Source organism: Solibacillus sp. FSL H8-0523, from assembly GCF_038051985.1.
Lineage (GTDB): Bacteria > Bacillota > Bacilli > Bacillales_A > Planococcaceae > Solibacillus.
This window is the reverse complement of sequence record NZ_CP150291.1, coordinates 4085967-4107290: the sequence shown is the minus strand read 5'-3', so window position 1 is coordinate 4107290 and position 21324 is coordinate 4085967. Positions and strand designations below refer to the sequence as shown.

Here is a 21324-nt window from a genome sequence, read left to right as displayed (position 1 = left end):
TTGATCTTTTACTTCATTCTAGTCTTCGTTATCATTCAAAGGTTTGTAGAACTGCGCATTGCAAAAAGAAATGAAAAATTAATGCTAGTAAAAGGGGCTTATGAAGTTGGAGCCTCTCATTATCCATTTATGATTTTGTTACATGTAAGCTTTTTTGTTAGTCTCCTTATTGAAGTTTTCTTTTTTAAATCCAATCTTATGCCGCATTTTACTTGGTTAGTTTTCTTTTTATTACTACAACTGTTAAGGGTATGGTGTTTAGTATCACTCGGAACGTTTTGGAATACGAAAATTATAATTTTACCAGGTGCAAATGTCGTTGTGAAAGGTCCGTATGCATATATCCGGCATCCCAATTACTTAGTTGTCTGCCTTGAAATTTTGGTACTGCCTTTCATGTTCGGCGCGTATGTGACCGCAATTATTTTTACTATTTTAAATGTCATCATGCTTTCGGTGCGCATTCCAATAGAGGAAAAGGCATTAAAAGAAGCGACGAATTATGCTATAGCAAAGACTTAACTAAATGAGCCATCTAAACTTTTGTTCATTCAATTGTTTAGATGGTTTTTAGATGCGCACATTTTAAGTAAGTAACAATAGGCATGTAAATAGGTCATGTGTGTTTTATTTCATATGTTAATAAAGATAAATGATGAAAGGAGATCACAATGGTTAATAGAAACTGGCTTGATTTATTTGATGGTGCTATGAATCAAGGGATGTTAAATAATGCTCAGCAATTGCCAACACAGACAGCTCCAAATCAATATGCATCGCCACAAGTATCCCCAACGAGACAATATGTTCAAAGAAACGTGACGAATTCAGTTGTACCGCACATTCATCCATCACATTTAACAACGGTTAATCAACAATATATGCATCATGAGCATCATTTCCCGCACACGCAATCAGTTGTCAATGAATGCTATCAAACGAATAGAATGTGTGGCACGCCGTTTAGACCGAGTGGATGTGGCTGCCAAAGACGAAGAGGCTGGTAATGTAGAAGGGGTACGTACAAGATACGTGCCCTTTTTTTGTTGGAAGCTGAGCCCCTCAAAAAGTTAGTCACAATACTTGTTTAACCGCTCGAAGTATGATTGAATTACGTAGAAAAGGAGTGGGAATTTTATGAAAAAAACGATACTTTTATTCGTAACGGCAATGGCAATGCTGATGATCGTAGCATGTGGTGACGACAAAACAACAGAAAGTAAGGAACAAACAGATAATACAAATTACGCAAATGACGTAACAGAAAACCCAATCGTGACCATTACGATGGAAAATGACAAAAAAATTGTTATCGAACTCGAGCCAAAAACAGCACCAAATACAGTAGCGAACTTCATTTCATTAGTTGAAGATGGCTTCTATGACGGCTTAATTTTCCACCGTGTTATTCCAGGCTTCATGGTACAAGGTGGCGACCCAGATGGAACAGGTATGGGTGGGCCAGATTATTCAATTAACGGAGAGTTTTCTTCGAATGACTTCGAAAATACACTAACCCACGAGCGCGGCGTGTTATCGATGGCGCGTACACAGGATCCAAATTCAGCAGGCTCACAATTTTTTATTATGACTGAGTCGGCAACACATTTAGACGGTGATTATGCAGCATTTGGACAAGTGATTGAAGGAATGGATGTTATTGATGAAATCGTTGCAGTAGAGCGCGATGGAAGCGACAAGCCATTACAAGATCAAAAAATGAAAAAAGTTGAGGTCGATACAAAAGGCTTCGACTACCCAGCCCCAGTAACTCAAAAGTAAACGTGAAAACCATTAACGTTTGTCTATTCGTAGACATGCATTAATGGTTTTTTACATACCTATAGCAATGTAAAACCGGCACCTAAAGCGATTTCTTCAGAAGAAACTTGCAGCAATTGTTGTGTTGTAAGTAAGGGATTTTTAGTCAAGAACGCTTCAACAATGCGGTACCCCATACAATAACCAATATGAGCTGGTAGTTGCTTGCCGTCACCGAACAAAAAATGTTGGTGATTATGTAAGCCGCGGACGGTTACGTATTCTAGAAAATACCTGTGCCAATAATCGATTACCTCTTCTAAAGAATACCGTTTTGTCCATGAACTAACGGCATGTTCACCAAATAAACTTTCAACAGCATGCTCAGCTAAGCCTTCCATAATGACCGCGTCTAATAAAGTAGGAGAGTCTGCGTAATAGGATTGCCGACAAATATGGTGATATTCATGTGTAATGAGTGCAAGAAGTTCTTTTACTGAGGTATGGGGCGAAACAAATAAACAAATGCCATGCGGATAGGCAACACCATTTTTAACATAGCCATGTTGAATTGGTAAAATGGCTACTTTCGTTGGGGGTCCAGCCCATTGGTTCACCAAATCATCCAGCTGTCTTTTAGCAATTGTCCATACATCTAGCGGTAAAGACATTTCGCCATTTTCTAATAAGCCTTGACGCTGTAATTCGTACTGTACAGCTGCGGGTGGAATCGTTGGGAAAATAGATTGTACGAGCGGATATGTGTGTGTGCTACGATTCTTCAGGTCGTAAAATAATTTTCGTGTATCGATTATCTCCAAAAAATCTCCCTTCCTTTCTTCTTACTATATGAATTAGACGATACGCTCGTATGTGCGATTTCCTTAAACATATAGTAGAAAAAATGAGAGGAGGGGGAAAAGATGAATCCACAAGCCGCGTATAACATGTGTTGTAAATATCAAGGGAAGCGTGTACGAATCACCGATAATTGTGGGAATGTGCACGTCGGACGTATTACCAAAGTAGATAATCGCAATGTCTGGCTCATGCCAGATGCGGGTGGTTATGGCATTGGCTTTTGGGGATTTGGCGCAGGCGCAGGGTTTGGCTATGGGATTGCCTTAGGTGCAATTACAGGAATTGCACTTGCATCGGTTTTTTTCATTTAAAGAACAAAAAGCTAGCACATGTAAATTGTGCTAGCTTTCAAGTGTTATTTTGTATTGGTAAAGTAAATGCCAACTGTACCGCGTCCAACATGTGCACCGATGACCGAGCCAATCGTTGTTGTTTCAATGGCTTTTGGCTGAAGTGCTTCTTCAATCGCAACTTTTACCTCGTGCATTAATTCCTCATCATTACTATGAGAAATGCCGACCGTTTTATTTGTAAAGTCGCCACCACGCGTTTTCATAAGGGCAATCATATGTTGGATGGCTTTTTTAAAACCACGTGTTTTCTCGATCGGTACAAGCTTTCCATCCTCCATATTTAAAATTGGTTTAATATTTAGTAAACCACCTACAATAGCACTTGCCTTTGAAACACGACCGCCTTTTGCTAAGTGATTTAAATCGCCAACCGTAAAGAGATGCTCCATCGAGTTCGCCATATCCGTTAATTGTGTAACGGCATCGTCAAATGCAATACCAAATTTATTTAAACGTACGGCTTCTTTTACGACTAAGCCTTGTCCGTATGAAGCACATTTTGTATCAATAATCGCTAATTTTAAGTCTGGATATGTTTCTAGTAATTGATTTTTTGCTAAAATGGCACTTTGGCAAGTACCCGATAACGCAGAAGAAAAGGCAAGATAAATTCCTTCTTCCCCCGATTTTGCTAGTTGCTCAAAAGCATTTAAAAAGACTTCTAATGAAACTTGTGATGTTTTAAGTTCTTCGCCTTCTGCAATTGCTGCGTAAACTTGATCAGTTGAGATGCCAATAATATCATCATACTCGACACCCTTCACTAATACACGTAACGGAAAAAGATGTACGTCTTCCTTATCAAAATAAGCTTTTGGTAAGTCTGAACCACTATCCGTAAAAATTTTCATAAACATCCCCCTATCTCATACATAGTTAATTGTAAAAGGAATTTTCACTTTGAACTATTTACATTTGTCATATGTTCATCATGATGTTTATCCTATTTCCTACAATTTTAATAAAAGTAACTTCTATTATATATATCAAATTTAACATACAATTATGCTACGAGTAACAAAAAGTATTATAAAAGGAGAGCGTATATGAATCGTACAGTAAAACACCAAATTACAGGTGAGCAAATCACCTTTTTGGAAACAGCAGAAGAATCGCAAGGAAAGTATCTTTACATAGAGGTTACATTGCCATCACAAGGAGAAGGCCCACCATTACATGTGCATGATGAATTTGAAGAAACGTTTGAAGTGATTTCAGGGCAATTAACGGTGACTTTAGGAAAAGAGCAACATGTACTACAGCCTGGAGATATGCGATTAGTGACATTAAATACACCACATACATTTACCAATAACCATGATGAACCGGTTGTATTCCGTGTACGTTTAACGCCACCGAGTCAATTTGAACAATCTGTACGTATTCACTATGGTCTAATCAATGACGGGTTAGTTGATGGGAAGGGTAATCCTAAAAATATGGCTCATACAGCGCTTATTCTCTCCATGCAAAATACATTAGTAGCGGGTATACCGCTTTGGCTACAACGTAAAATATTTGCTTTGCTTGTAAAACGAGGCCATAAAAAGAATGCCTATAAAGGTTTTGAAAAATACACGGGTAGACCATTGCAGTAACATCCCTACGTAAAGATATAAAGAACATGTAAAAAGCAAGGGTTAATAGTAAGAAAATATAGAAAATAAAAACAATTAAATTCTTCCGAGGCAAAAAATGCTCATAATTGTAAGGAGATTTCTCGTAAATGATGTGCTTTTAACTACCTTACTGCTAAGCAATCCGTATATATTTTAATCTTTTAACAATTATGTTACACTACATGAAGGCAATAAATGATCTAGAATACGTAGCTCTTTTCCATTATTATGTTGTCGACAATGAAATAGAGCGCTTTCAAAATTCTAAAAATCTTAATATATACAAGGGAAGGTAAAAATGAGTAACAATCATATTAAATCAGACGTTATCTTAATTGGTGCCGGAATTATGAGTGCTACTTTAGGTACAATGCTTAAAGAATTAGCACCAGAGTGGAAAATTACTGTATTTGAGCAGTTAGCAAAAGCAGGTGAGGAAAGCTCTCACGAATTAAACAATGCCGGAACAGGGCATGCCGCTTTATGCGAATTAAACTATACAAGTGAGAAAAAAGATGGAACAATCGATATTACAAAAGCGATTAACGTAAATAAGCAATTCCAAGATTCTTTACAGTTCTGGTCTTACCTTGTAAAAACAGGTCAAATCGAAAACCCTCAAGATTTCATCATGCCTTTACCACACATGAGTATGGTACAAGGTGCGAACAATGTTGAGTATCTTAAAAAGCGTCACGCAGCAATGACAGCTAACCCATTATTTGAAGGAATGGAATTCTCTGATGATCCAGAAACGTTAAAACAATGGATTCCATTAATTATGAATGACCGTAAATCAAAAGAGCCAATCGCGGCGACAAAAATTGATACAGGTACAGACGTAAACTTCGGTGCGTTAACAAGAACGTTAGTTGCAAACTTACAAAAGCAAGATGTAGATGTAAACTACAACCATAGCGTTCTTGATGTAAAACGTAACAAAGAAGGCTTATGGGAAGTTAAAGTCCACGATAAAAATAGCGGTAAAGTAGAATACCACACGGCAAAATTCGTATTCTTAGGTGCTGGTGGTGGTAGCCTTGAGTTACTACAAAAAACAGGCATCCCTGAATCGAAGCATGTTGGTGGATTCCCAATTTCAGGTTTATTCCTAGTTTGTAACAACGAAGAAGTTGTCAACCAACACCACGCTAAAGTATATGGTAAGGCGGCAGTTGGAGCACCTCCAATGTCAGTACCTCACTTAGATACGCGTTTCATTGATGGCAAAAAATCATTATTATTTGGACCATTCGCAGGCTTCAATACGAAGTTCTTAAAAACAGGTTCTTATATGGATTTACCAGCTTCAATCAAACCACATAACTTAGTTACATTAATGGCTTGTGGTATGAAAAACATGGACCTAACAACTTATTTAATGAAAGAAGTTATGGCTTCTAAAGATAAACGTATTGAAGAATTACGTCAATTCGTACCAACTGCTAAGTCAGAGGATTGGGAAATTATTGTAGCGGGTCAACGTGTACAAGTTATTAAGGACACACCGGCTGGTAAAGGTACATTACAATTCGGTACAGAAGTAATTAATTCAGAAGACGGTTCAATCGCAGCATTACTTGGGGCATCTCCAGGTGCTTCTACGGCAGTATCTGTAATGATAAAAGTAATTAATCAATGTTTCCCACAAGAAGTGAAAGCTTGGGAAGCAAAAATTAAAGAAATGATTCCAGCTTATGGTCAAAACTTAGCTGAAAACACAGCACTTCTTAAAGAAGTACATGAATCAACTGCTGAAGCGTTAAACTTAAATAAATAATCAAAAAAGAACCTTTAATCCCTTCGGAGATTGAAGGTTCTTTTTTTGTACGTTATAGTAAAGGGCAAATTATCTATTAAAACGGAGGTTCTATATGTTCTATCAATTAGATTATCATTCACCGATTGGCGTGATTGAAATAACGGCAACAAATCACCAGATCACAGCGGTATTATTTGCATCACGTGAGCACGTAGTCTTTGAAAAAACAGAAGCGACACCAGTTGTTTTGAACCGTTGTTATGAGCAATTAGATGAATATTTTAAAGGAGAACGTCAGCAATTTACAGTGCCTTATCTACATGAAGGAACGGTCTTTCAAAATCACGTGTGGCAAGCTTTAACAACCATCCCATTTGGTAAAACGGCTTCATATAAAGAGATTGCGGAAGTGATTGGTAATGTGAAGGCAGTACGCGCCGTAGGAATGACAAATAGTAAAAATCAATTGAGTATTATTGTTCCATGTCATCGTGTAATCGGTAAGAATGGAAAGCTAACTGGTTATGCAGGGGGACTATGGAGAAAAGAATGGTTACTTGAACATGAGAAAAAAGACCAATAACGGATCGTCTACAAAGCAACTTTTTTAATTAAAAGGTTGCTTTTTTATTGAGGACGTCCCGATGTCAGAAAAAGATTTATCGATTATTAAGTCGATTATTCAATTAGGAAATTCGCTTAATTTAAAGGTTGTTGTGGAAGGGGTAGAAACCGTAGAACAGAATAGGTTCAGTTTTTGAAGGATCATTGCAATGCGAGAGGTAGAACTCATGGACTGGTGCAAGCATTCCATGTTCAAATGAGTGTATAATGTCCATAAACGATAGAGTAAAATTGAAAGCTGTTCTATAAGGTAAATTTATAGAATAGCTTTTTTGTGAGGAGTTTTATGTAATGAATGAACAACAATTTGATAAATTTTTAAATATTGACACAGTTGGTTTTCAGTATGGGTTTCCAAAGCTAGCGAAATACCATCGCTACGAACCGACTCCTTATAGTGGGCTAGAGCAGCTATTCGAGCATTATGAAATGCCAGCGGGTGGACATTTTTTAGACGTTGGCTGTGGCAAAGGACGTGTGCCAATTTATATTTATCACCGTTTTGATGTTCCAGCTAAAGGGATTGAGATGGATCAAAAGTTTTTTGTGGAAGCTGAGCATAATAAAGAGCGGTATTTAAAAAAGTGTGGAAAAAAACAAGGTGCGATTGAATTTTACCATTTAATTGCAGAACACTATGAAATAAAAAAACAAGACCAAGTATTTTTCTTCTTCAACCCGTTCTCGGTTCATGTATTTCGTGAGTTTATGCAGCATATTTACACATCTTATGAGCAAAACCCACGCATCATCGATATTGTCCTATACTATCCATCGCCCGACTACTTAGATTATTTACAGCAGGATTTAGCATTAGAATACTATATGAATATAAAATTAAGACATGAAAAAAATGAAAATGAGCGTATCGTTGTCTTCCGTATTTCGTAATGCACAGTTAATAAAATTTACATGTATTCAAACTGGAACTGTAAATTTTATTAACGCTAAATCTGTAAAATTTACAGAAAAATCACAGTAGACTAAATATTCTAAATAAATTACAATACAGAAGTTGGAATATATTACTTAATTATTCTCGCATCTTCAATTCTGAATATTTAAAAAATAGATTGTCGGATGGTGCTAAATTAAGTATAATTATCAGAAATATCAAACTTTTAAAAGTATACTAGGGGGACACAAAGATGGGAAAACACAACAAAATGAAAAAATATGGTTCATTATTTATGGCAACAGCACTACTAACAGGGGTATTAGCAGGTTGCGGATCAGATGAAGATGCAAGCAAATCGGGAAGCGGTAACGCAGTATCGGGTGACACAATTAAAATCGGTGCTAACTTAGAATTATCAGGCAATGTCGCTTCTTACGGTTCATCTATTAATGATGGGGCAAAATTAGCAATTGAAGAAATTAATGCTGCAGGTGGTATCGATGGCAAACAAATCGAGTACATTCCAGTAGACAATAAATCAGAAACAGCAGAGGCAACTTCTGCGGCAATTCGTTTAGCTGAGCAGGAAAAAGTTGTAGCAATGCTCGCACCAGCAACTTCGGGTAACTCGGTAGCAACCGTTCAAATTGCCAATCAACATAAAGTGCCTATGGTAACGGGTTCTGGTACAGCACCAAATGTTACAGTGAATGACGATGGTTCAGTAAATGCCTATGCATTCCGTACATGTTTCATTGACCCATTCCAAGGGACAGTGGCAGCGAACTTTGCAACAAATGAGATAAAAGCGAAAAATGTAGCAATCTTTGCGGATAACGCATCTGACTATGCAAAAGGACTAGCAGCATCATTCAAAGAAACAATTGAAGCAAACGGCGGTTCAGTTATTGCTGAAGAAGCGTATGTAGCAAAAGATGTAGACTTCAAATCACAGTTAACAAATATTAAAGGCAAAAATCCAGATTTCATCTTCATTCCAGGTTATTACGAAGAAGTTGGTCTAATTGTTAAGCAGGCACGTGAGGCGGGTATTACCGTACCATTAATGGGTGCTGATGGTTGGGATTCACCAACATTAGTAGATTTAGCTGGTGGTGATGCATTAAATAATACATTTATCACGAACCACTATTCATCTGAAGATCCAGATGCAAAAATTCAAGATTTCGTAACAGCATTTAACGATGAATATGGCCAAGCACCAAATGCTTTCCACGCATTAGGCTATGATTCAATTTACTTTATTGTCGATGCCATCAACCGTGTCGATGGTGACATTACAAGTGTAGCTGTTCAAGAACAACTAGCAGCAACGAAGGACTTAAGCTTAGTAACAGGTACATTCACAGTTGACGAAAACCACAACCCAGTAAAATCTGCAACAGTTCTAGAATTCGTAGACGGTAAGCAACAGTTCAACTCTAAAGTAAATCCTTAATTTTTTACTACAAGTAGGGGGGGGCGAAAATTTTGCCTCCCTTTTTTTCGTTGGTCGTACATAAAAAAGATAAAGGAGTGAAAGGTATGGAATGGATCCAACAGCTCGTAAACGGGATTTCGCTAGGCAGTATTTATGCGCTAATCGCACTTGGCTACACGATGGTATATGGGATTATTAAATTAATCAACTTTGCCCATGGTGATGTGTTCATGCTCGGTGCATTCATTGGCTTTTATGCGATCGCTCGCTGGGAAATGAACGTCTTTTTAGCACTTATTTTAGCGATGATTTTGTGTGCGGTAATCGGAGTAATTATTGAGCGTATTGCGTATAAACGTTTACGTAATGCGACACGGATTGCAGCACTTATTACAGCGATCGGGGTTTCGCTACTTATTGAGTATACGGTTATCTTCTTCCGTGGTTCGTCACCAGAAGCCTACCCAAATGTATTCTCAAAAACGAATTTTGATATTTTCGGTGTTCAAATTAGTACGCTTGCAATTTTCATTTTATCAGTATCGATTTTCTTAATGCTCTTATTACAATTCATCGTTCATAAAACAAAAATCGGAAAGGCGATGCGTGCAGTTTCACATGATGCCGACGCAGCAAAGCTAATGGGAATTAATGTTGATAATACAATTTCAGCAACATTCGCGATTGGTTCAGCTTTAGCAGGTGCAGCAGGGGTAATTTTTGGGATTTACTATACACGTATTGATCCACTTATGGGGATGCTCCCAGGGATTAAAGCGTTTATCGCAGCCGTATTAGGTGGGATTGGTATCATTCCAGGGGCGATGGTTGGTGGTTTACTGTTAGGTGTAGTAGAAACCGTTGTTTCAGCACTTGGATATTCGCTATGGCGCGATGCTGCAGCATTTGTCATTTTAATTTTAATTTTAATCATTCGTCCAGCGGGTATTTTCGGTAAAAATACGCGCGAGAAAGTGTAGGTGAACAGCATGAAAAAGTCAAAAATATTTTGGGGTTATGCGGTCCTAGCACTTGTTATTTACGCGGTTGTTCAATTATTAATTTCAAACGGGGTTATCGCGTTTTACTATCAGAATATGTTTATTGCGATGTGCATTAACATTATGCTTGCGGTTAGTTTACATGTCATTATCGGGGTTACTGGACAGTTTTCGATTGGTCATGCTGGTTTCTTAGCGGTAGGGGCCTATATTTCAGCAATTTGTACAATGAAGCTAGGGATGCCATTTATAACAGCTATTTTAGTAGGTGCCGTTGTTGCTGCATTAGCAGGTTTACTCGTAGGAATTCCGTCTTTACGTTTAAAAGGGGACTATTTAGCGATTGCTACACTGGGCTTTGCTGAAATTATTCGAATCGTGTTCTTAAATATTGACTATGTTGGTGGTGCAGCAGGGATGACTGTTACACATCAGGCAACATGGACATATGCGTTTTTCGGTACCTTCATTACGATTTTAGTTATTGCGAACTTTACCAAATCACGCCATGGCCGTGCGTGTATTTCGATTCGTGAAGATGAAATTGCAGCAGATGCCATGGGGATTAATACAACGTACTACAAGGTAGTGGCATTTGCGATTGGTTCATTCTTTGCCGGCGTTGCAGGTGCGATTTATGCGCATAACTATTACTTAATTCAACCGACAGCATTTGGCTTTTTAAAGTCATTTGATATTTTGATTTTCGTTGTATTAGGCGGTTTAGGTAGTCTTTCAGGTTCTGTTATTGCAGCGATTCTTTTAACAATCGTTTCTACGTACCTACAAGGCTTCCCAGAAACACGGATGATTATTTATTCACTTGTCTTAATTTTAGTCATGCTCTACCGTCCAACAGGATTACTTGGCACGAAAGAAATCACAGAATTCTTCAAGTTCGGTAAAAAAGGAGGTACTGGTGTATGAGTAGTGCACTTCTTCAAGTAGATAAACTAGGCATTCAATTTGGCGGGTTAAAAGCGGTACAAAACGTTGATTTTTATATGAATCAAGGGGAGTTAGTTGGGTTGATTGGGCCGAATGGTGCTGGTAAAACCACAACATTTAATATGTTAACTGGGGTTTATGCGCCAACGGAAGGCAAAATTCTGTTTGACGGCAAATCAATTGGCGGACTCGATCCATATAAAGTAACACGCCAAGGCATTAGTCGTACATTCCAAAACATTCGCTTGTTTAAAGAGTTATCGGTACTGGACAACGTAAAAGTAGCGAACCATGGATTAGCGAAGCATAATTTAATTTCAAGCATTTTCCGCTTACCGAGTCACTTTAAAGGAGAAGCGAAAATGGAAGAGGAATCGCTCGCGTTTTTAAAAATCTTTGGCTTAGATGTGTACCGAGATGAGCTCTCAAAAAATTTACCGTACGGCATGCAGCGCCGCTTAGAAATTGCGCGTGCGTTAGCGGCGAATCCGAAACTCTTATTACTAGATGAGCCAGCTGCTGGTATGAATCCGCAAGAAACGCATGATTTAATGGAATTAATCGCATTCATCCGGAAAGAATTCGATTTAACAATTTTATTAATCGAGCATGACATGCATTTAGTTATGGGGATTTGTGAACGTATTTATGTGCTCGATCACGGGCAATTAATTGCGGATGGTACACCGGAGGAAATTCGTTCAAATCCAAAAGTAATTGAAGCATACTTAGGTGAGGAGGTAACAGAATAATATGCTAAAAATTAATGACATCGATGTTTACTATGGCAATATTCAAGCCTTAAAAGGGCTCTCCCTCGAAGTAAATGAAGGTGAAATCGTCACATTAATCGGCGCAAATGGTGCGGGTAAAAGCACGCTATTAAAAACGATTTCGGGTTTACTCAAGCCAAAGCGTGGTTCAATTGAATATTTAGGCGCAGCAATTGATGGGAAAGCCGCGCAATCGATTGTAAAAGACGGGATTTCACACGTTCCAGAAGGCCGCCGTGTATTTTCGAATATGACCGTAGAGGAAAATCTAGAGCTGGGTGCCTATTTACGTAAAGATAAGGACGGCATCAAAAAGGACATGGAGCATGTGTATGAGCTATTTCCACGTCTGTTAGAGCGTCGTAAGCAGCTCTCTGGTACGTTATCAGGTGGGGAGCAGCAAATGCTGGCGATGGGCCGTGCACTAATGGCAAAACCAAAGCTAATCATCATGGATGAGCCATCAATGGGTCTGGCACCACTTATGGTAAAAAACATTTTCAACATTATTAAAATGGTCAATAAAGAAGGGGTAACGGTTTTACTTGTAGAGCAAAATGCCAATATGGCGTTGTCAGTTGCACACCGCGCATACGTATTAGAAACGGGAAAAATCGTACTTGCTGGTACTGCGAAAGAGCTTCAGGAAAGTGAAGAAGTAAAAGCAGCCTACTTAGGTGGACTATAATTAATGATTAAGAAAATGGCATTTGAACAAATTTAAAAAGGGAGCTGAACATTTTTGTTCAGCTCCCTTTTTATCTTACCAAAGAATATTTTCATCTTCAGGATATTTTAGGGTAAGCACCACTTCATATAGCGATTGCTTTGAAATTCGGGTTACGTTTAATAGTCGATCGATTAGTACTTTATAAGCCTCGTCTTCTGCTAATAGACGCAGTGTAAACGAAGTGATATACTCCGCGCGTTCTTCTTTTGATAGCGCTAAATATTCCAAGTTTAAAATATCGACATACTGCGTTGCATACTGGTGAAACAGCGGCGACTTTGTATGGAGCGTCGTTAAAAATAAAAGATAATGATCTTCTGTCATGAATGACGCAATTGCATCTGCAATCATTGCTTGGAACTTTCGAACCGAGGTCGTCACCAAGCTCCACTCCGAATCATCCACAGTTTCTTTATAGAGTACTACGAAATCATTTAACGCTAAAGCGGTAAAGACGAGTTCAGGTAGGAGAATATTTACCGCATAATAAACACTGCGTTCAGGGACAATGGCCTTCATTTTTTTAATGGCATTTTTATTAATACCATTGGCGATATAGTGAATGTCATGCTCACCTTTTGCTGCTTGGCGCATTTTTGCACAAACCTTTAACAGGCGTTTTCGTGCACCTTCATAGTGAAAATAATGCATTTCTTCACCAACAATTTCATGAATGGCTTGAATGATGTCATCTAAATCCCAATAATCTCCGCTTACCGTTAATCCTGTTAAATGTTCAGTCGGGTGTATCGTCAGCATCGTGTATCCCCCTAAAAGCGCAAAATGTGTAGCTTTTAGGAGGCAGCTGCACTTATTGCTTTGGTGTATAGTCTAGTAAATCAAAGAGTTCGTTTCGTTCTGTATCGGTTAAATCGCGCCATTGACCAACTTTTAAGTTGCCAATCTGGATATTCATAATGCGAATACGTTGCAGACGTTTTACCGAATAGCCAAGTGCTGAACACATACGGCGGATTTGACGATTTAAGCCTTGTTCTAAAATAATTTTAAATACTTGCGACGATACCTTTTCTACACGACAAGGCAGTGTTTTTGTATCTAAAATTTCAACGCCTGAGCGCATTTCATGCAGGAAGTCTTCCGTAATTGGCTGATCTACCTGTACGACATACTCTTTTTCATGATGGTTTTCGGCACGTAAAATTTCGTTTACGATATCACCGTCGTTTGTTAACAGTAGTAAGCCTTCTGAATCTTTGTCTAAACGCCCGATATGGAAAATACGTAACGGGTGATTGATGAAATCGACAACATTACCTTCAATGTGCTTTTCCGTCGTACTTGTAATACCCACTGGTTTGTTTAATACGATATAAACAAGCTGTTCTTCACGCTGTACCGGTTTGCCATCTACACAAACTTGGTCGCCATTTTCCACTTGGCTCCCGTTTGTTGCTAGCTCACCATTAATGGTAACTCGTCCTTCTTCAACCCATTTGTCGGCACCACGACGAGAGGTGATGCCTGTTTCTGCTAAAAATTTATTTATACGCATAATTTTCTCACCTACTAATAGAATATCTTCAGTATACAATAATTCCTGCATAAGTTTAATTTTTACGAGTTCTTTAAATTTCTCGAGTGTTACCATGCTTTGTACAGGGGTTAAAATGACACTACCATCACTGTAAAAATTAAAATCTATCGTTTCATTTTAATAAGCCGCTTAAATAATTCTTAACAAATAGTAGTATAGCAAAATATTGAAAGTAAAATCTTCTGAAAATTGCAGGTTAATATTTGAAATAAAATAACTTTTCTGACAATATGATACATGAAGATACCTATTATTCTATAAAGATTTGGGGATACGTGATAGGTATGGTCAATCATATGTATGCAAAGGGGAGAATTTTCAATGGCAGTGTATCAAAATCCGAACACAGAAGGCGCATTAGTAAATTTTAAGGAGCGTTATGACAATTTTATTGGTGGTAAGTGGACACCTCCAGTAAAGGGAGAGTACTTCGACAACGTAACACCAGTTACAGGAAACGTATTTACACAAGTAGCTCGTTCAACGGAAGCAGATATTGAGTTAGCATTAGATGCAGCACATGCGGCAAAGGATGCATGGGGGAAAACATCTGCTACAGAGCGTGCCAATATTTTATTGAAAATTGCAGATCGTATGGAGCAAAATTTAGAGATGCTCGCAGTTGCTGAAACGTGGGATAACGGAAAAGCCGTACGAGAAACATTGAATGCTGATTTACCTTTAGGGATTGACCATTTCCGTTATTTCGCAGGGGTATTACGTGCTCAAGAAGGCTCACTAAGCCAACTCGATGACAACACAGTGGCGTATCATTTCCACGAGCCGATTGGGGTAGTAGGTCAAATTATTCCGTGGAACTTCCCGCTACTAATGGCGTTTTGGAAGCTTGCACCAGCGCTTGCTGCAGGAAACTGTGTCGTATTAAAGCCAGCGGAGCAAACACCAACGTCCATTTTAGTTTGGACAGAGCTGGTGGGTGATTTATTACCACCAGGTGTTTTAAATATTGTAAACGGTTTCGGTCTAGAAGCAGGAAAGCCGTTAGCATCTAGTCCGCGCATCGGTAAAATTGCATTTACAGGGGAAACAACGACAGGGCGCTTGATTATGCAATACGCATCGCAAAACTTAATTCCAGTAACGTTAGAGCTAGGTGGGAAATCACCAAACATCTTCTTTGAGGATATTATGAATGCCGATGATGCGTTTTTAGATAAGGCGGTAGAAGGCTTTGTCTTATTCGCGTTAAACCAAGGCGAAGTATGTACATGCCCATCTCGCGCACTTATTCAAGAATCGATTTACGATAAATTTATGGAGCGTGTCTTAAAGCGTGTAGAAGCAATTAAAACAGGGAATCCTTTAGATACAGAGACAATGATGGGTGCACAAGCATCATCAGAGCAAATGGAAAAAATTCAGTCGTATTTACAAATTGGGAAAGAAGAAGGCGCTGAATGCTTAATCGGCGGTGACAAAAATGAGCTTGGCGGCGACTATGCAGGTGGCTACTATATTAAACCGACTGTCTTTAAAGGACATAACAAAATGCGTATTTTCCAAGAAGAAATTTTTGGTCCAGTTGTAGCGGTGACGACATTCAAAACAAAGGAAGAAGCGCTTGAAATCGCCAACGATACACTATACGGCTTAGGCTCTGGTGTCTGGACGCGTGATATGAACACGGCGTACCGTTTTGGTCGTGGTATTCAAGCAGGACGTGTATGGACAAACTGCTACCACGCTTACCCAGCGCACGCAGCATTTGGCGGCTACAAAATGAGTGGTGTTGGCCGTGAAAATCATAAAATGATGTTAAGTCATTACCAACAAACGAAAAACTTATTAGTAAGCTATGATGAAAACCGCTTAGGCTTCTTCTAAGAAGGAGGTGTATGATTTGGTTGAACGTGTTGTGGCAACCGACGAAGCAGTTCAGCTAATTGACAAGTTAAAAGAGCGACACGGCAACGTGATGTTTCATCAGTCAGGTGGCTGCTGTGATGGCTCGTCACCGATGTGTTACCCGGATGGTGATCTAATTATCGGCAATCAAGATATTTTGCTTGGCCATATTGGTGGTAGTCCGTTTTATATGCACAAAAATCAATATGATTATTGGAAGCACACACAAATTATTATCGATGTGGTGGATGGCCGTGGCGGCATGTTTTCACTTGAAGGTGTGGAAGGTAAACGCTTTTTATCAAGGTCTCGGGCATTCACGAAAGAAGAGCTAGAGCAACTTTCATTATAAGAAATAGTAAGGCTGTGCAAATTTTGCACAGCCTTTTTCAAGCATAAAATTTAGGCGTATAATAGTGTTGAGGGGTGTGAATGATGGAAAAAGATTATTTTATAACATTACTTCAGCAAAACTATGACACGATGTCATTATTCTTTAGTGCAGAAATGACACCAGCAATCAAAATTCCGTTAGCGGTGCACTATTCATTTTCACGTGAAACATTTAATGGGCCGCAATTTGAAGCGCAGATGAAAAATTTACAGCGTAAGGTAGTGAAGCAATCGCTACTTGAGTTTTTTTCCAACGTATCGAATAAATCGGTATTAAGTTATAAAGTTTCAGCGCATCTGCTGTTACATGAACAAACGGATCAGGAACTAAATCGCTTAGCACAAAATGAAGCTTATTTAGATTCGGTAGGTTTTGAAGCTAGTTCTTATCAATCGATTGCGGCAATTTTTTTACTGGATGAAGCACACGCAAAGCGCGCAAAAATTTTACATAAAGAAATGAAAAAGCAACATCATTTTTTAACGGGAAAAGATGATATTCCATATGCAGTATTATTGACACGTGAACCAGTAAACGCACAGTTACAAGCGCAAACAATGCGTTGTTATTATGATGAACTCGTAGCACAGAATTTTAAGCGCGGAGATGCCCTGCAGGCGATGTCACAATTATTAACGCTGTATAATGCCGATTTTGAACCGATTGTCATCGATTATGTGAGCGCGATTTGTACATACCTAAAAAGGGAAAACATAAAGATCCGTCGTAAATTTTACCCGTTTATTGCGATGCTCGCATTAGCTCAAGCAAATGAAGAAGTTTTAAACGAAATCATACGGATGAACAAAGAATTAATGACGCTGCCTATGTTTTCGATAGAGCCGTCCTTAGCACTGATGACGGCTACGCAATTTGTACTGCAGCAACTGATCGAAAGAGAAGCGCTCCAACAATTCAGCGATAGTTTGTTATTTCTACAAGCATTAAACATGAACGACTTTTTACAGGATGCCAAAATTACTTTTGCATTTAATATTTTTGATTTTTTAAATGGATAGGAAAGTATATTTTTTTAAAAGGAAATCCACATAAGAAAAGACATCCATTCGCACTATTTAGCGTGAATTGTGTTTTCTAATTTAAAAGGGGCGAAAACAATGCAACAAACAAAATTATGGATTAACGGTGTGTGGGAGCAAACGAAGGAAACAACCGAATTAACAGCACCCTATACTGGTGAAAAACTAGCACAAGTAGCAAAGGCAACAGTGCAAGATGTAGAACGTGCCATTGAAGGCGCCCATGAAGCCTTCCAAGCGTTCAAGAAAACAACAGCCTATGAGCGTGCAGAAATTTTATATAAAGTGGTCGCGATTATGCGTGAACGCAAACAAGAGCTTGCAGAAATTTTAGCAAAAGAAGCCGCAAAACCAGTAACAGCGGGTTTAGGCGAAATTGACCGTACGATTGCGACGTATCAATTTGCTGCCGAGGCTGCAAAACACGTAACAGGTGAAACAATCCCAATGGACGCTGCACCAGGAGCATCTGACCGCATCGGCTATACAAAACGTGTACCACTCGGTGTTGTGTCTGCAATTACACCATTTAACTTCCCGTTCAATTTAGTGGCGCATAAGTTAGGACCAGCATTTGCAGTTGGCAATACTGTTGTGTTAAAGCCTGCCTCACAAACGCCACTCAGTGCGCTTGTGATGGCAGGAATTTTTAAAGAAGCCGGACTACCAGACGGCGCGCTACAAATCGTTACAGGTAGCGGTGGTGATTTAAGTGACACACTAGTAATGCATCCGCTTGTAAAAAAGGTGACGTTTACAGGGAGTGGTGCGGTTGGTCTTAAGTTAAAAGAAAAAGTGGGCTTACGCAAAATTACATTAGAGCTTGGTTCAAATGCAGGATTGATTGTTGAGCCATCAACACCGCTTGAAAAAATTATGGCACGCTGTGTTGGCGGTGCATTTGGTTTTGCCGGACAAGTCTGTATTTCCCTACAACGTATTTACGTGCACGGCTCAATTTACGACGAGTTTACAAAGCTGTTCGTAGCAGAAACGAAAAAGCTTGTTGTTGGGGATCCTTTAGATGTAAAAACAGATGTCAGTGCGATGATTAATCCAGGCGAAGTAGCACGGATTAAAGCTTGGATTGATGAGGCAAAAGCACAAGGCGCGGTAGTCGCAACCGGTGCAGAGTTTACTGAACGTACATGTACCCCAACGGTGATGGTAAACGTCAAGCCGGATATGAAAATTGTTTGTGTAGAAACATTCGCACCGATTGTATCAATTGTTCCATATGAAACATTAGACGAGGCAATTGCACTTGTAAACGATACAGAGCTTGGGCTAAATGCTGGCATTTACACAAATGTGTTAACGGATGCCTTAAAAGCAGCGGATGAATTACAAGCAGGCGCAGTCATTATCAATGATATTCCCACATTCCGCACGGATAATATGCCGTATGGTGGGGTGAAAATGAGCGGTTATGGGAAAGAGGGCATTAAATATGCCGTAGAAGAAATGACCGATTTAAAATTCATCACCATGAAGCTATCTTATTAACCTTTCCGACTAACACTTCAAAGTTCAAACATAGTAACATGAAGTGTAGACAAGAAAGGAGGGTAAGTTTTGAACACAACTTATCCAATGTGTTATTCAAAATCAATTCAAACAAGATTAGTTTTACCACCTGATACGAATCATCATCATTCAATTTTCGGCGGTAAAGTTTTAGCATATATTGATGAAATTGCCGCGATTGCTGCGATGAAGCACTCGCAAGGGGAAGTCGTAACGGCTTCGTTTGACTCAGTAGATTTCGTATCACCGGCTTATGCAGGGGACATGATTGAACTTGAGGCAATGGTGACAGGTACAGGGCGCACATCGATGGAAGTCTACGTACGTGTGGTGTCACGCAATGTGAAAACCGGAGCGAAAAAGCTAACGACAGAATCATTCGTGACAATGGTCGCAATTGACGCAGAAGGCAATCCAAAAGAAGTGCCTGGTGTCGAGCCAGAAACGGATTTTGAGCGTCATTTATTTGAAACAGGGCCAATTCGCCAGGAGCATCGTAAACAAAAACGCGCATTATCAAAAAAACGCCGCGGATAACAAAAGGGGCTTGACCAGAAAGTATTCTGGCCAAGCTCCTTTTTTAATCATGTAATTCATGAACAATTCGTAACAACGAGTCAGGAGAGGTCGACACTTGATTTGTCGTGTGTGTAAGCTGCAGTTGTTTATTTAGTTCGGGATATTTTGAAACGTCTAAGTACACTTCATGAGAATATTTCGCGTTATTAAAAAAGGGCTAATTTGAAACTTTCGATGAATTTGAATATCAGTATTATTTTAGTATAAATTCAAAATTTACCTGTATTTGTATTTTAATTTCAAGCCATGTATGATAGAACATATAAAAATTGAGTTCATTTTTTAGAAAAGGGCGTTGTGAAGATGAAATTTTATAAAGGACGTTTGAAGTTCGTCATACCGATATCGTTAGGGGTAGCGATTGCTTCATACATTATGTTAGCTAACAATTATCAAGAAGTGGCAAGCCGTGACCGTATTTTCATTGTCATTGGTGCGGGTATTTTAACTGCGGTTATTTCTTACTTTTTATTCCCTCAAGCGGAAGACAATCCGAATGATCGTGGACCGTATTAAACTGGATACATACTTTCTAAAAATCTTGGGTATAAGAAACCTAAGATTTTTTTAGTTTGTGAAACTTTTGTGGCATTCATTCGTAAATAAGATAACAAAACAAAGTGAGGATGATTTCAAATGGAATCAAAATGGTCAAAAATCATTATTCATGCGAGTGCGTTCTTTGCTCCATTTTTAGTGCCAATTATATTTTTCTTAATTAGTTCAGAAGATGCTGTGAAACGTACAGCCATTCAAGCGTTATTATTCCAAGTGGTATTTGGTATTTTAATTGCCATTGCAGCCGTATTAACGATTGTATTAATCGGCTTACCATTCTTATTAGTGTTCCTTTTAATTTTCTGGATTGCACCAGTAATTGGTATCGTCAAAGCGTTAATGGATGAAGATTGGAACTATCCAATCGTTGGTCGCTGGGTATAAGGTATAAGACTGTAGGGAAAACTTTTCCTTACAGTTTTTTCTGTTTCAAGCGATTTATTTTGACGGAATGTGGGAAAAGCATTTTTAGAGAGTGATTATTTGAATTCGAAAAACAGCTAATGTATATTTAAGTCAAAGATAGTCAAAGTCAGTTGAGTGAGAGGTGAGGACAGCATGAGGAATATATCTGACATAATTGAAGGGTATTTGAAGGAAGTTATTGAAGTAGAAGGGCAAGGGCTTATTGAAATTAAGCGTAATGAACTAGCGAAGCAATTTGCTTGTGCCCCTTCACAAATCAATTACGTCATTAATACACGATTTACGACCGAACATGGTTATTTTGTAGAAAGTAAGCGTGGTGGTGGTGGTTATATTCGAATTTTGCGTGTAACCATCCACTCAAAGAAAAATGTATTAGATGAAATCGAAGAGCAAATCGGTGGGGCAATTGCACAAACCAATGCCGAGCGTATCATTTACCGCTTATTAGACGAAGATATTGTTAGTGAGCGAGAAGCCGGCTTGATGAAAGCAGCGATGGATCGCACAACACTGCAACTCGGTTTACCTGTACGTGATGAAGTACGCGCACGATTGATGCGTGCGATGCTACACACGATTTCTTTTGAAAAATAGAGGTGTTT

25 protein-coding genes are annotated in these 21324 nt (G+C 38.9%); 21 read left to right on the top strand and 4 right to left on the bottom strand.

All coding sequences use genetic code 11. The features are described 5' to 3' along the window. The 3 genes from NSQ62_RS20730 to NSQ62_RS20720 all read left to right on the top strand — a co-directional run bounded on the left by NSQ62_RS20730 (position 1) and on the right by NSQ62_RS20720 (position 1782). Positions 1–522 (top strand): isoprenylcysteine carboxylmethyltransferase family protein, encoded by a 522-nt coding sequence (locus NSQ62_RS20730; protein ID WP_341321901.1) that lies wholly within the window; start codon positions 1–3, stop codon positions 520–522. A gap of 149 nt (positions 523–671) precedes the next feature. Then, positions 672–1007: a CotD family spore coat protein gene (locus NSQ62_RS20725; RefSeq protein WP_341321900.1), complete on the top strand. Its 336-nt coding sequence runs from the start codon at positions 672–674 to the stop codon at positions 1005–1007. A 130-nt stretch (positions 1008–1137) separates the two neighbouring features. After that, complete coding sequence (locus tag NSQ62_RS20720) at positions 1138–1782, top strand: peptidylprolyl isomerase (protein WP_341321899.1); 645 nt, start codon at positions 1138–1140, stop codon at positions 1780–1782. Between the two features lie 59 nt (positions 1783–1841). Here the strand turns inward: NSQ62_RS20720 and NSQ62_RS20715 are convergent, their stop codons facing one another. After that, on the bottom strand, positions 1842–2582 hold the full coding sequence (locus tag NSQ62_RS20715; RefSeq protein ID WP_341321898.1) for a DUF2268 domain-containing putative Zn-dependent protease: 741 nt from the start codon (positions 2580–2582) through the stop codon (positions 1842–1844). Positions 2583–2684: 102 nt separating this feature from the next. Between NSQ62_RS20715 and NSQ62_RS20710 the strand changes: the two genes are divergently transcribed. Then, complete coding sequence (locus NSQ62_RS20710) at positions 2685–2933, top strand: hypothetical protein (protein ID WP_341321897.1); 249 nt, start codon at positions 2685–2687, stop codon at positions 2931–2933. Between the two features lie 44 nt (positions 2934–2977). Here the strand turns inward: NSQ62_RS20710 and NSQ62_RS20705 are convergent, their stop codons facing one another. Further along, on the bottom strand, positions 2978–3826 hold the full coding sequence (locus NSQ62_RS20705; RefSeq protein ID WP_341321896.1) for a DegV family protein: 849 nt from the start codon (positions 3824–3826) through the stop codon (positions 2978–2980). A 195-nt stretch (positions 3827–4021) separates the two neighbouring features. On the opposite strand from NSQ62_RS20705, the gene NSQ62_RS20700 reads away from it, so the two are divergent. The 9 genes from NSQ62_RS20700 to NSQ62_RS20660 all read left to right on the top strand — a co-directional run bounded on the left by NSQ62_RS20700 (position 4022) and on the right by NSQ62_RS20660 (position 12729). Then, entirely contained in the window at positions 4022–4573 is a 552-nt protein-coding gene (locus NSQ62_RS20700; protein WP_341321895.1) for a cupin domain-containing protein, read from the top strand. A gap of 319 nt (positions 4574–4892) precedes the next feature. After that, entirely contained in the window at positions 4893–6374 is a 1482-nt protein-coding gene (locus tag NSQ62_RS20695; RefSeq protein WP_341321894.1) for a malate:quinone oxidoreductase, read from the top strand. Positions 6375–6468: 94 nt separating this feature from the next. Continuing rightward, entirely contained in the window at positions 6469–6939 is a 471-nt protein-coding gene (locus NSQ62_RS20690; protein ID WP_341321893.1) for a methylated-DNA--[protein]-cysteine S-methyltransferase, read from the top strand. A 332-nt stretch (positions 6940–7271) separates the two neighbouring features. Beyond that, positions 7272–7871 (top strand): class I SAM-dependent methyltransferase, encoded by a 600-nt coding sequence (locus NSQ62_RS20685; protein ID WP_341321892.1) that lies wholly within the window; start codon positions 7272–7274, stop codon positions 7869–7871. Positions 7872–8128: 257 nt separating this feature from the next. Beyond that, positions 8129–9337 (top strand): ABC transporter substrate-binding protein, encoded by a 1209-nt coding sequence (locus tag NSQ62_RS20680; protein WP_341321891.1) that lies wholly within the window; start codon positions 8129–8131, stop codon positions 9335–9337. An 86-nt stretch (positions 9338–9423) separates the two neighbouring features. Further along, positions 9424–10299, top strand: coding sequence for a branched-chain amino acid ABC transporter permease (locus NSQ62_RS20675; RefSeq protein WP_341321890.1), 876 nt, complete (start codon positions 9424–9426; stop codon positions 10297–10299). A 9-nt stretch (positions 10300–10308) separates the two neighbouring features. Beyond that, a complete protein-coding gene (locus NSQ62_RS20670) occupies positions 10309–11247 on the top strand; it encodes a branched-chain amino acid ABC transporter permease (RefSeq protein WP_341321889.1) in 939 nt (312 codons plus the stop codon). After that, positions 11244–12020 (top strand): ABC transporter ATP-binding protein, encoded by a 777-nt coding sequence (locus NSQ62_RS20665; RefSeq protein WP_341321888.1) that lies wholly within the window; start codon positions 11244–11246, stop codon positions 12018–12020. The genes NSQ62_RS20670 and NSQ62_RS20665 overlap by 4 nt, the downstream gene beginning before the upstream one ends. 1 nt (position 12021) lies before the next feature. Then, positions 12022–12729: an ABC transporter ATP-binding protein gene (locus NSQ62_RS20660; protein ID WP_341321887.1), complete on the top strand. Its 708-nt coding sequence runs from the start codon at positions 12022–12024 to the stop codon at positions 12727–12729. A 75-nt stretch (positions 12730–12804) separates the two neighbouring features. Here NSQ62_RS20660 and NSQ62_RS20655 read toward each other — a convergent pair whose 3' ends face one another. Both NSQ62_RS20655 and NSQ62_RS20650 read right to left on the bottom strand, forming a co-directional pair. Beyond that, entirely contained in the window at positions 12805–13530 is a 726-nt protein-coding gene (locus tag NSQ62_RS20655; protein ID WP_341321886.1) for a hypothetical protein, read from the bottom strand. Positions 13531–13582: 52 nt separating this feature from the next. Continuing rightward, on the bottom strand, positions 13583–14287 hold the full coding sequence (locus NSQ62_RS20650) for a pseudouridine synthase (protein ID WP_341321885.1): 705 nt from the start codon (positions 14285–14287) through the stop codon (positions 13583–13585). 363 nt (positions 14288–14650) lie between these two features. On the opposite strand from NSQ62_RS20650, the gene adh reads away from it, so the two are divergent. From adh to NSQ62_RS20610, 8 genes are all read left to right on the top strand, one after another. After that, positions 14651–16174: an aldehyde dehydrogenase gene (gene adh / locus NSQ62_RS20645; protein WP_341321884.1), complete on the top strand. Its 1524-nt coding sequence runs from the start codon at positions 14651–14653 to the stop codon at positions 16172–16174. 16 nt (positions 16175–16190) lie between these two features. Next, positions 16191–16547 (top strand): DUF779 domain-containing protein, encoded by a 357-nt coding sequence (locus NSQ62_RS20640; RefSeq protein ID WP_341321883.1) that lies wholly within the window; start codon positions 16191–16193, stop codon positions 16545–16547. Between the two features lie 80 nt (positions 16548–16627). Then, positions 16628–17608: a DUF4003 family protein gene (locus NSQ62_RS20635; protein ID WP_341321882.1), complete on the top strand. Its 981-nt coding sequence runs from the start codon at positions 16628–16630 to the stop codon at positions 17606–17608. A gap of 99 nt (positions 17609–17707) precedes the next feature. Further along, positions 17708–19135, top strand: coding sequence for an aldehyde dehydrogenase family protein (locus tag NSQ62_RS20630; RefSeq protein WP_341321881.1), 1428 nt, complete (start codon positions 17708–17710; stop codon positions 19133–19135). Between the two features lie 69 nt (positions 19136–19204). Next, positions 19205–19693 carry an acyl-CoA thioesterase gene (locus NSQ62_RS20625; protein WP_341321880.1) on the top strand — a complete coding sequence of 163 codons (489 nt, stop codon included), beginning with the start codon at positions 19205–19207 and terminating at the stop codon, positions 19691–19693. A gap of 345 nt (positions 19694–20038) precedes the next feature. Further along, complete coding sequence (locus NSQ62_RS20620) at positions 20039–20251, top strand: acyltransferase (RefSeq protein WP_341321879.1); 213 nt, start codon at positions 20039–20041, stop codon at positions 20249–20251. Between the two features lie 120 nt (positions 20252–20371). Next, entirely contained in the window at positions 20372–20677 is a 306-nt protein-coding gene (locus NSQ62_RS20615; RefSeq protein ID WP_341321878.1) for a DUF4870 domain-containing protein, read from the top strand. A gap of 174 nt (positions 20678–20851) precedes the next feature. After that, positions 20852–21316: a CtsR family transcriptional regulator gene (locus NSQ62_RS20610; RefSeq protein WP_341321877.1), complete on the top strand. Its 465-nt coding sequence runs from the start codon at positions 20852–20854 to the stop codon at positions 21314–21316. The last annotated feature ends 8 nt before the right edge of the window (positions 21317–21324 follow it).

Coding starts and splice junctions, on each gene's coding strand:
- NSQ62_RS20725 (WP_341321900.1), top strand. CDS start 672: ATGGTTAATAGAAACTGGCTTGATTTATTTGATGGTGCTATGAATCAA.
- NSQ62_RS20720 (WP_341321899.1), top strand. CDS start 1,138: ATGAAAAAAACGATACTTTTATTCGTAACGGCAATGGCAATGCTGATG.
- NSQ62_RS20710 (WP_341321897.1), top strand. CDS start 2,685: ATGAATCCACAAGCCGCGTATAACATGTGTTGTAAATATCAAGGGAAG.
- NSQ62_RS20705 (WP_341321896.1), bottom strand. CDS start 3,826: ATGAAAATTTTTACGGATAGTGGTTCAGACTTACCAAAAGCTTATTTT.
- NSQ62_RS20700 (WP_341321895.1), top strand. CDS start 4,022: ATGAATCGTACAGTAAAACACCAAATTACAGGTGAGCAAATCACCTTT.
- NSQ62_RS20695 (WP_341321894.1), top strand. CDS start 4,893: ATGAGTAACAATCATATTAAATCAGACGTTATCTTAATTGGTGCCGGA.
- NSQ62_RS20690 (WP_341321893.1), top strand. CDS start 6,469: ATGTTCTATCAATTAGATTATCATTCACCGATTGGCGTGATTGAAATA.
- NSQ62_RS20685 (WP_341321892.1), top strand. CDS start 7,272: ATGAATGAACAACAATTTGATAAATTTTTAAATATTGACACAGTTGGT.
- NSQ62_RS20680 (WP_341321891.1), top strand. CDS start 8,129: ATGGGAAAACACAACAAAATGAAAAAATATGGTTCATTATTTATGGCA.
- NSQ62_RS20675 (WP_341321890.1), top strand. CDS start 9,424: ATGGAATGGATCCAACAGCTCGTAAACGGGATTTCGCTAGGCAGTATT.
- NSQ62_RS20670 (WP_341321889.1), top strand. CDS start 10,309: ATGAAAAAGTCAAAAATATTTTGGGGTTATGCGGTCCTAGCACTTGTT.
- NSQ62_RS20665 (WP_341321888.1), top strand. CDS start 11,244: ATGAGTAGTGCACTTCTTCAAGTAGATAAACTAGGCATTCAATTTGGC.
- NSQ62_RS20660 (WP_341321887.1), top strand. CDS start 12,022: ATGCTAAAAATTAATGACATCGATGTTTACTATGGCAATATTCAAGCC.
- NSQ62_RS20655 (WP_341321886.1), bottom strand. CDS start 13,530: ATGCTGACGATACACCCGACTGAACATTTAACAGGATTAACGGTAAGC.
- NSQ62_RS20650 (WP_341321885.1), bottom strand. CDS start 14,287: ATGCGTATAAATAAATTTTTAGCAGAAACAGGCATCACCTCTCGTCGT.
- adh (WP_341321884.1), top strand. CDS start 14,651: ATGGCAGTGTATCAAAATCCGAACACAGAAGGCGCATTAGTAAATTTT.
- NSQ62_RS20635 (WP_341321882.1), top strand. CDS start 16,628: ATGATGGAAAAAGATTATTTTATAACATTACTTCAGCAAAACTATGAC.
- NSQ62_RS20630 (WP_341321881.1), top strand. CDS start 17,708: ATGCAACAAACAAAATTATGGATTAACGGTGTGTGGGAGCAAACGAAG.
- NSQ62_RS20620 (WP_341321879.1), top strand. CDS start 20,039: ATGAAATTTTATAAAGGACGTTTGAAGTTCGTCATACCGATATCGTTA.
- NSQ62_RS20615 (WP_341321878.1), top strand. CDS start 20,372: ATGGAATCAAAATGGTCAAAAATCATTATTCATGCGAGTGCGTTCTTT.
- NSQ62_RS20610 (WP_341321877.1), top strand. CDS start 20,852: ATGAGGAATATATCTGACATAATTGAAGGGTATTTGAAGGAAGTTATT.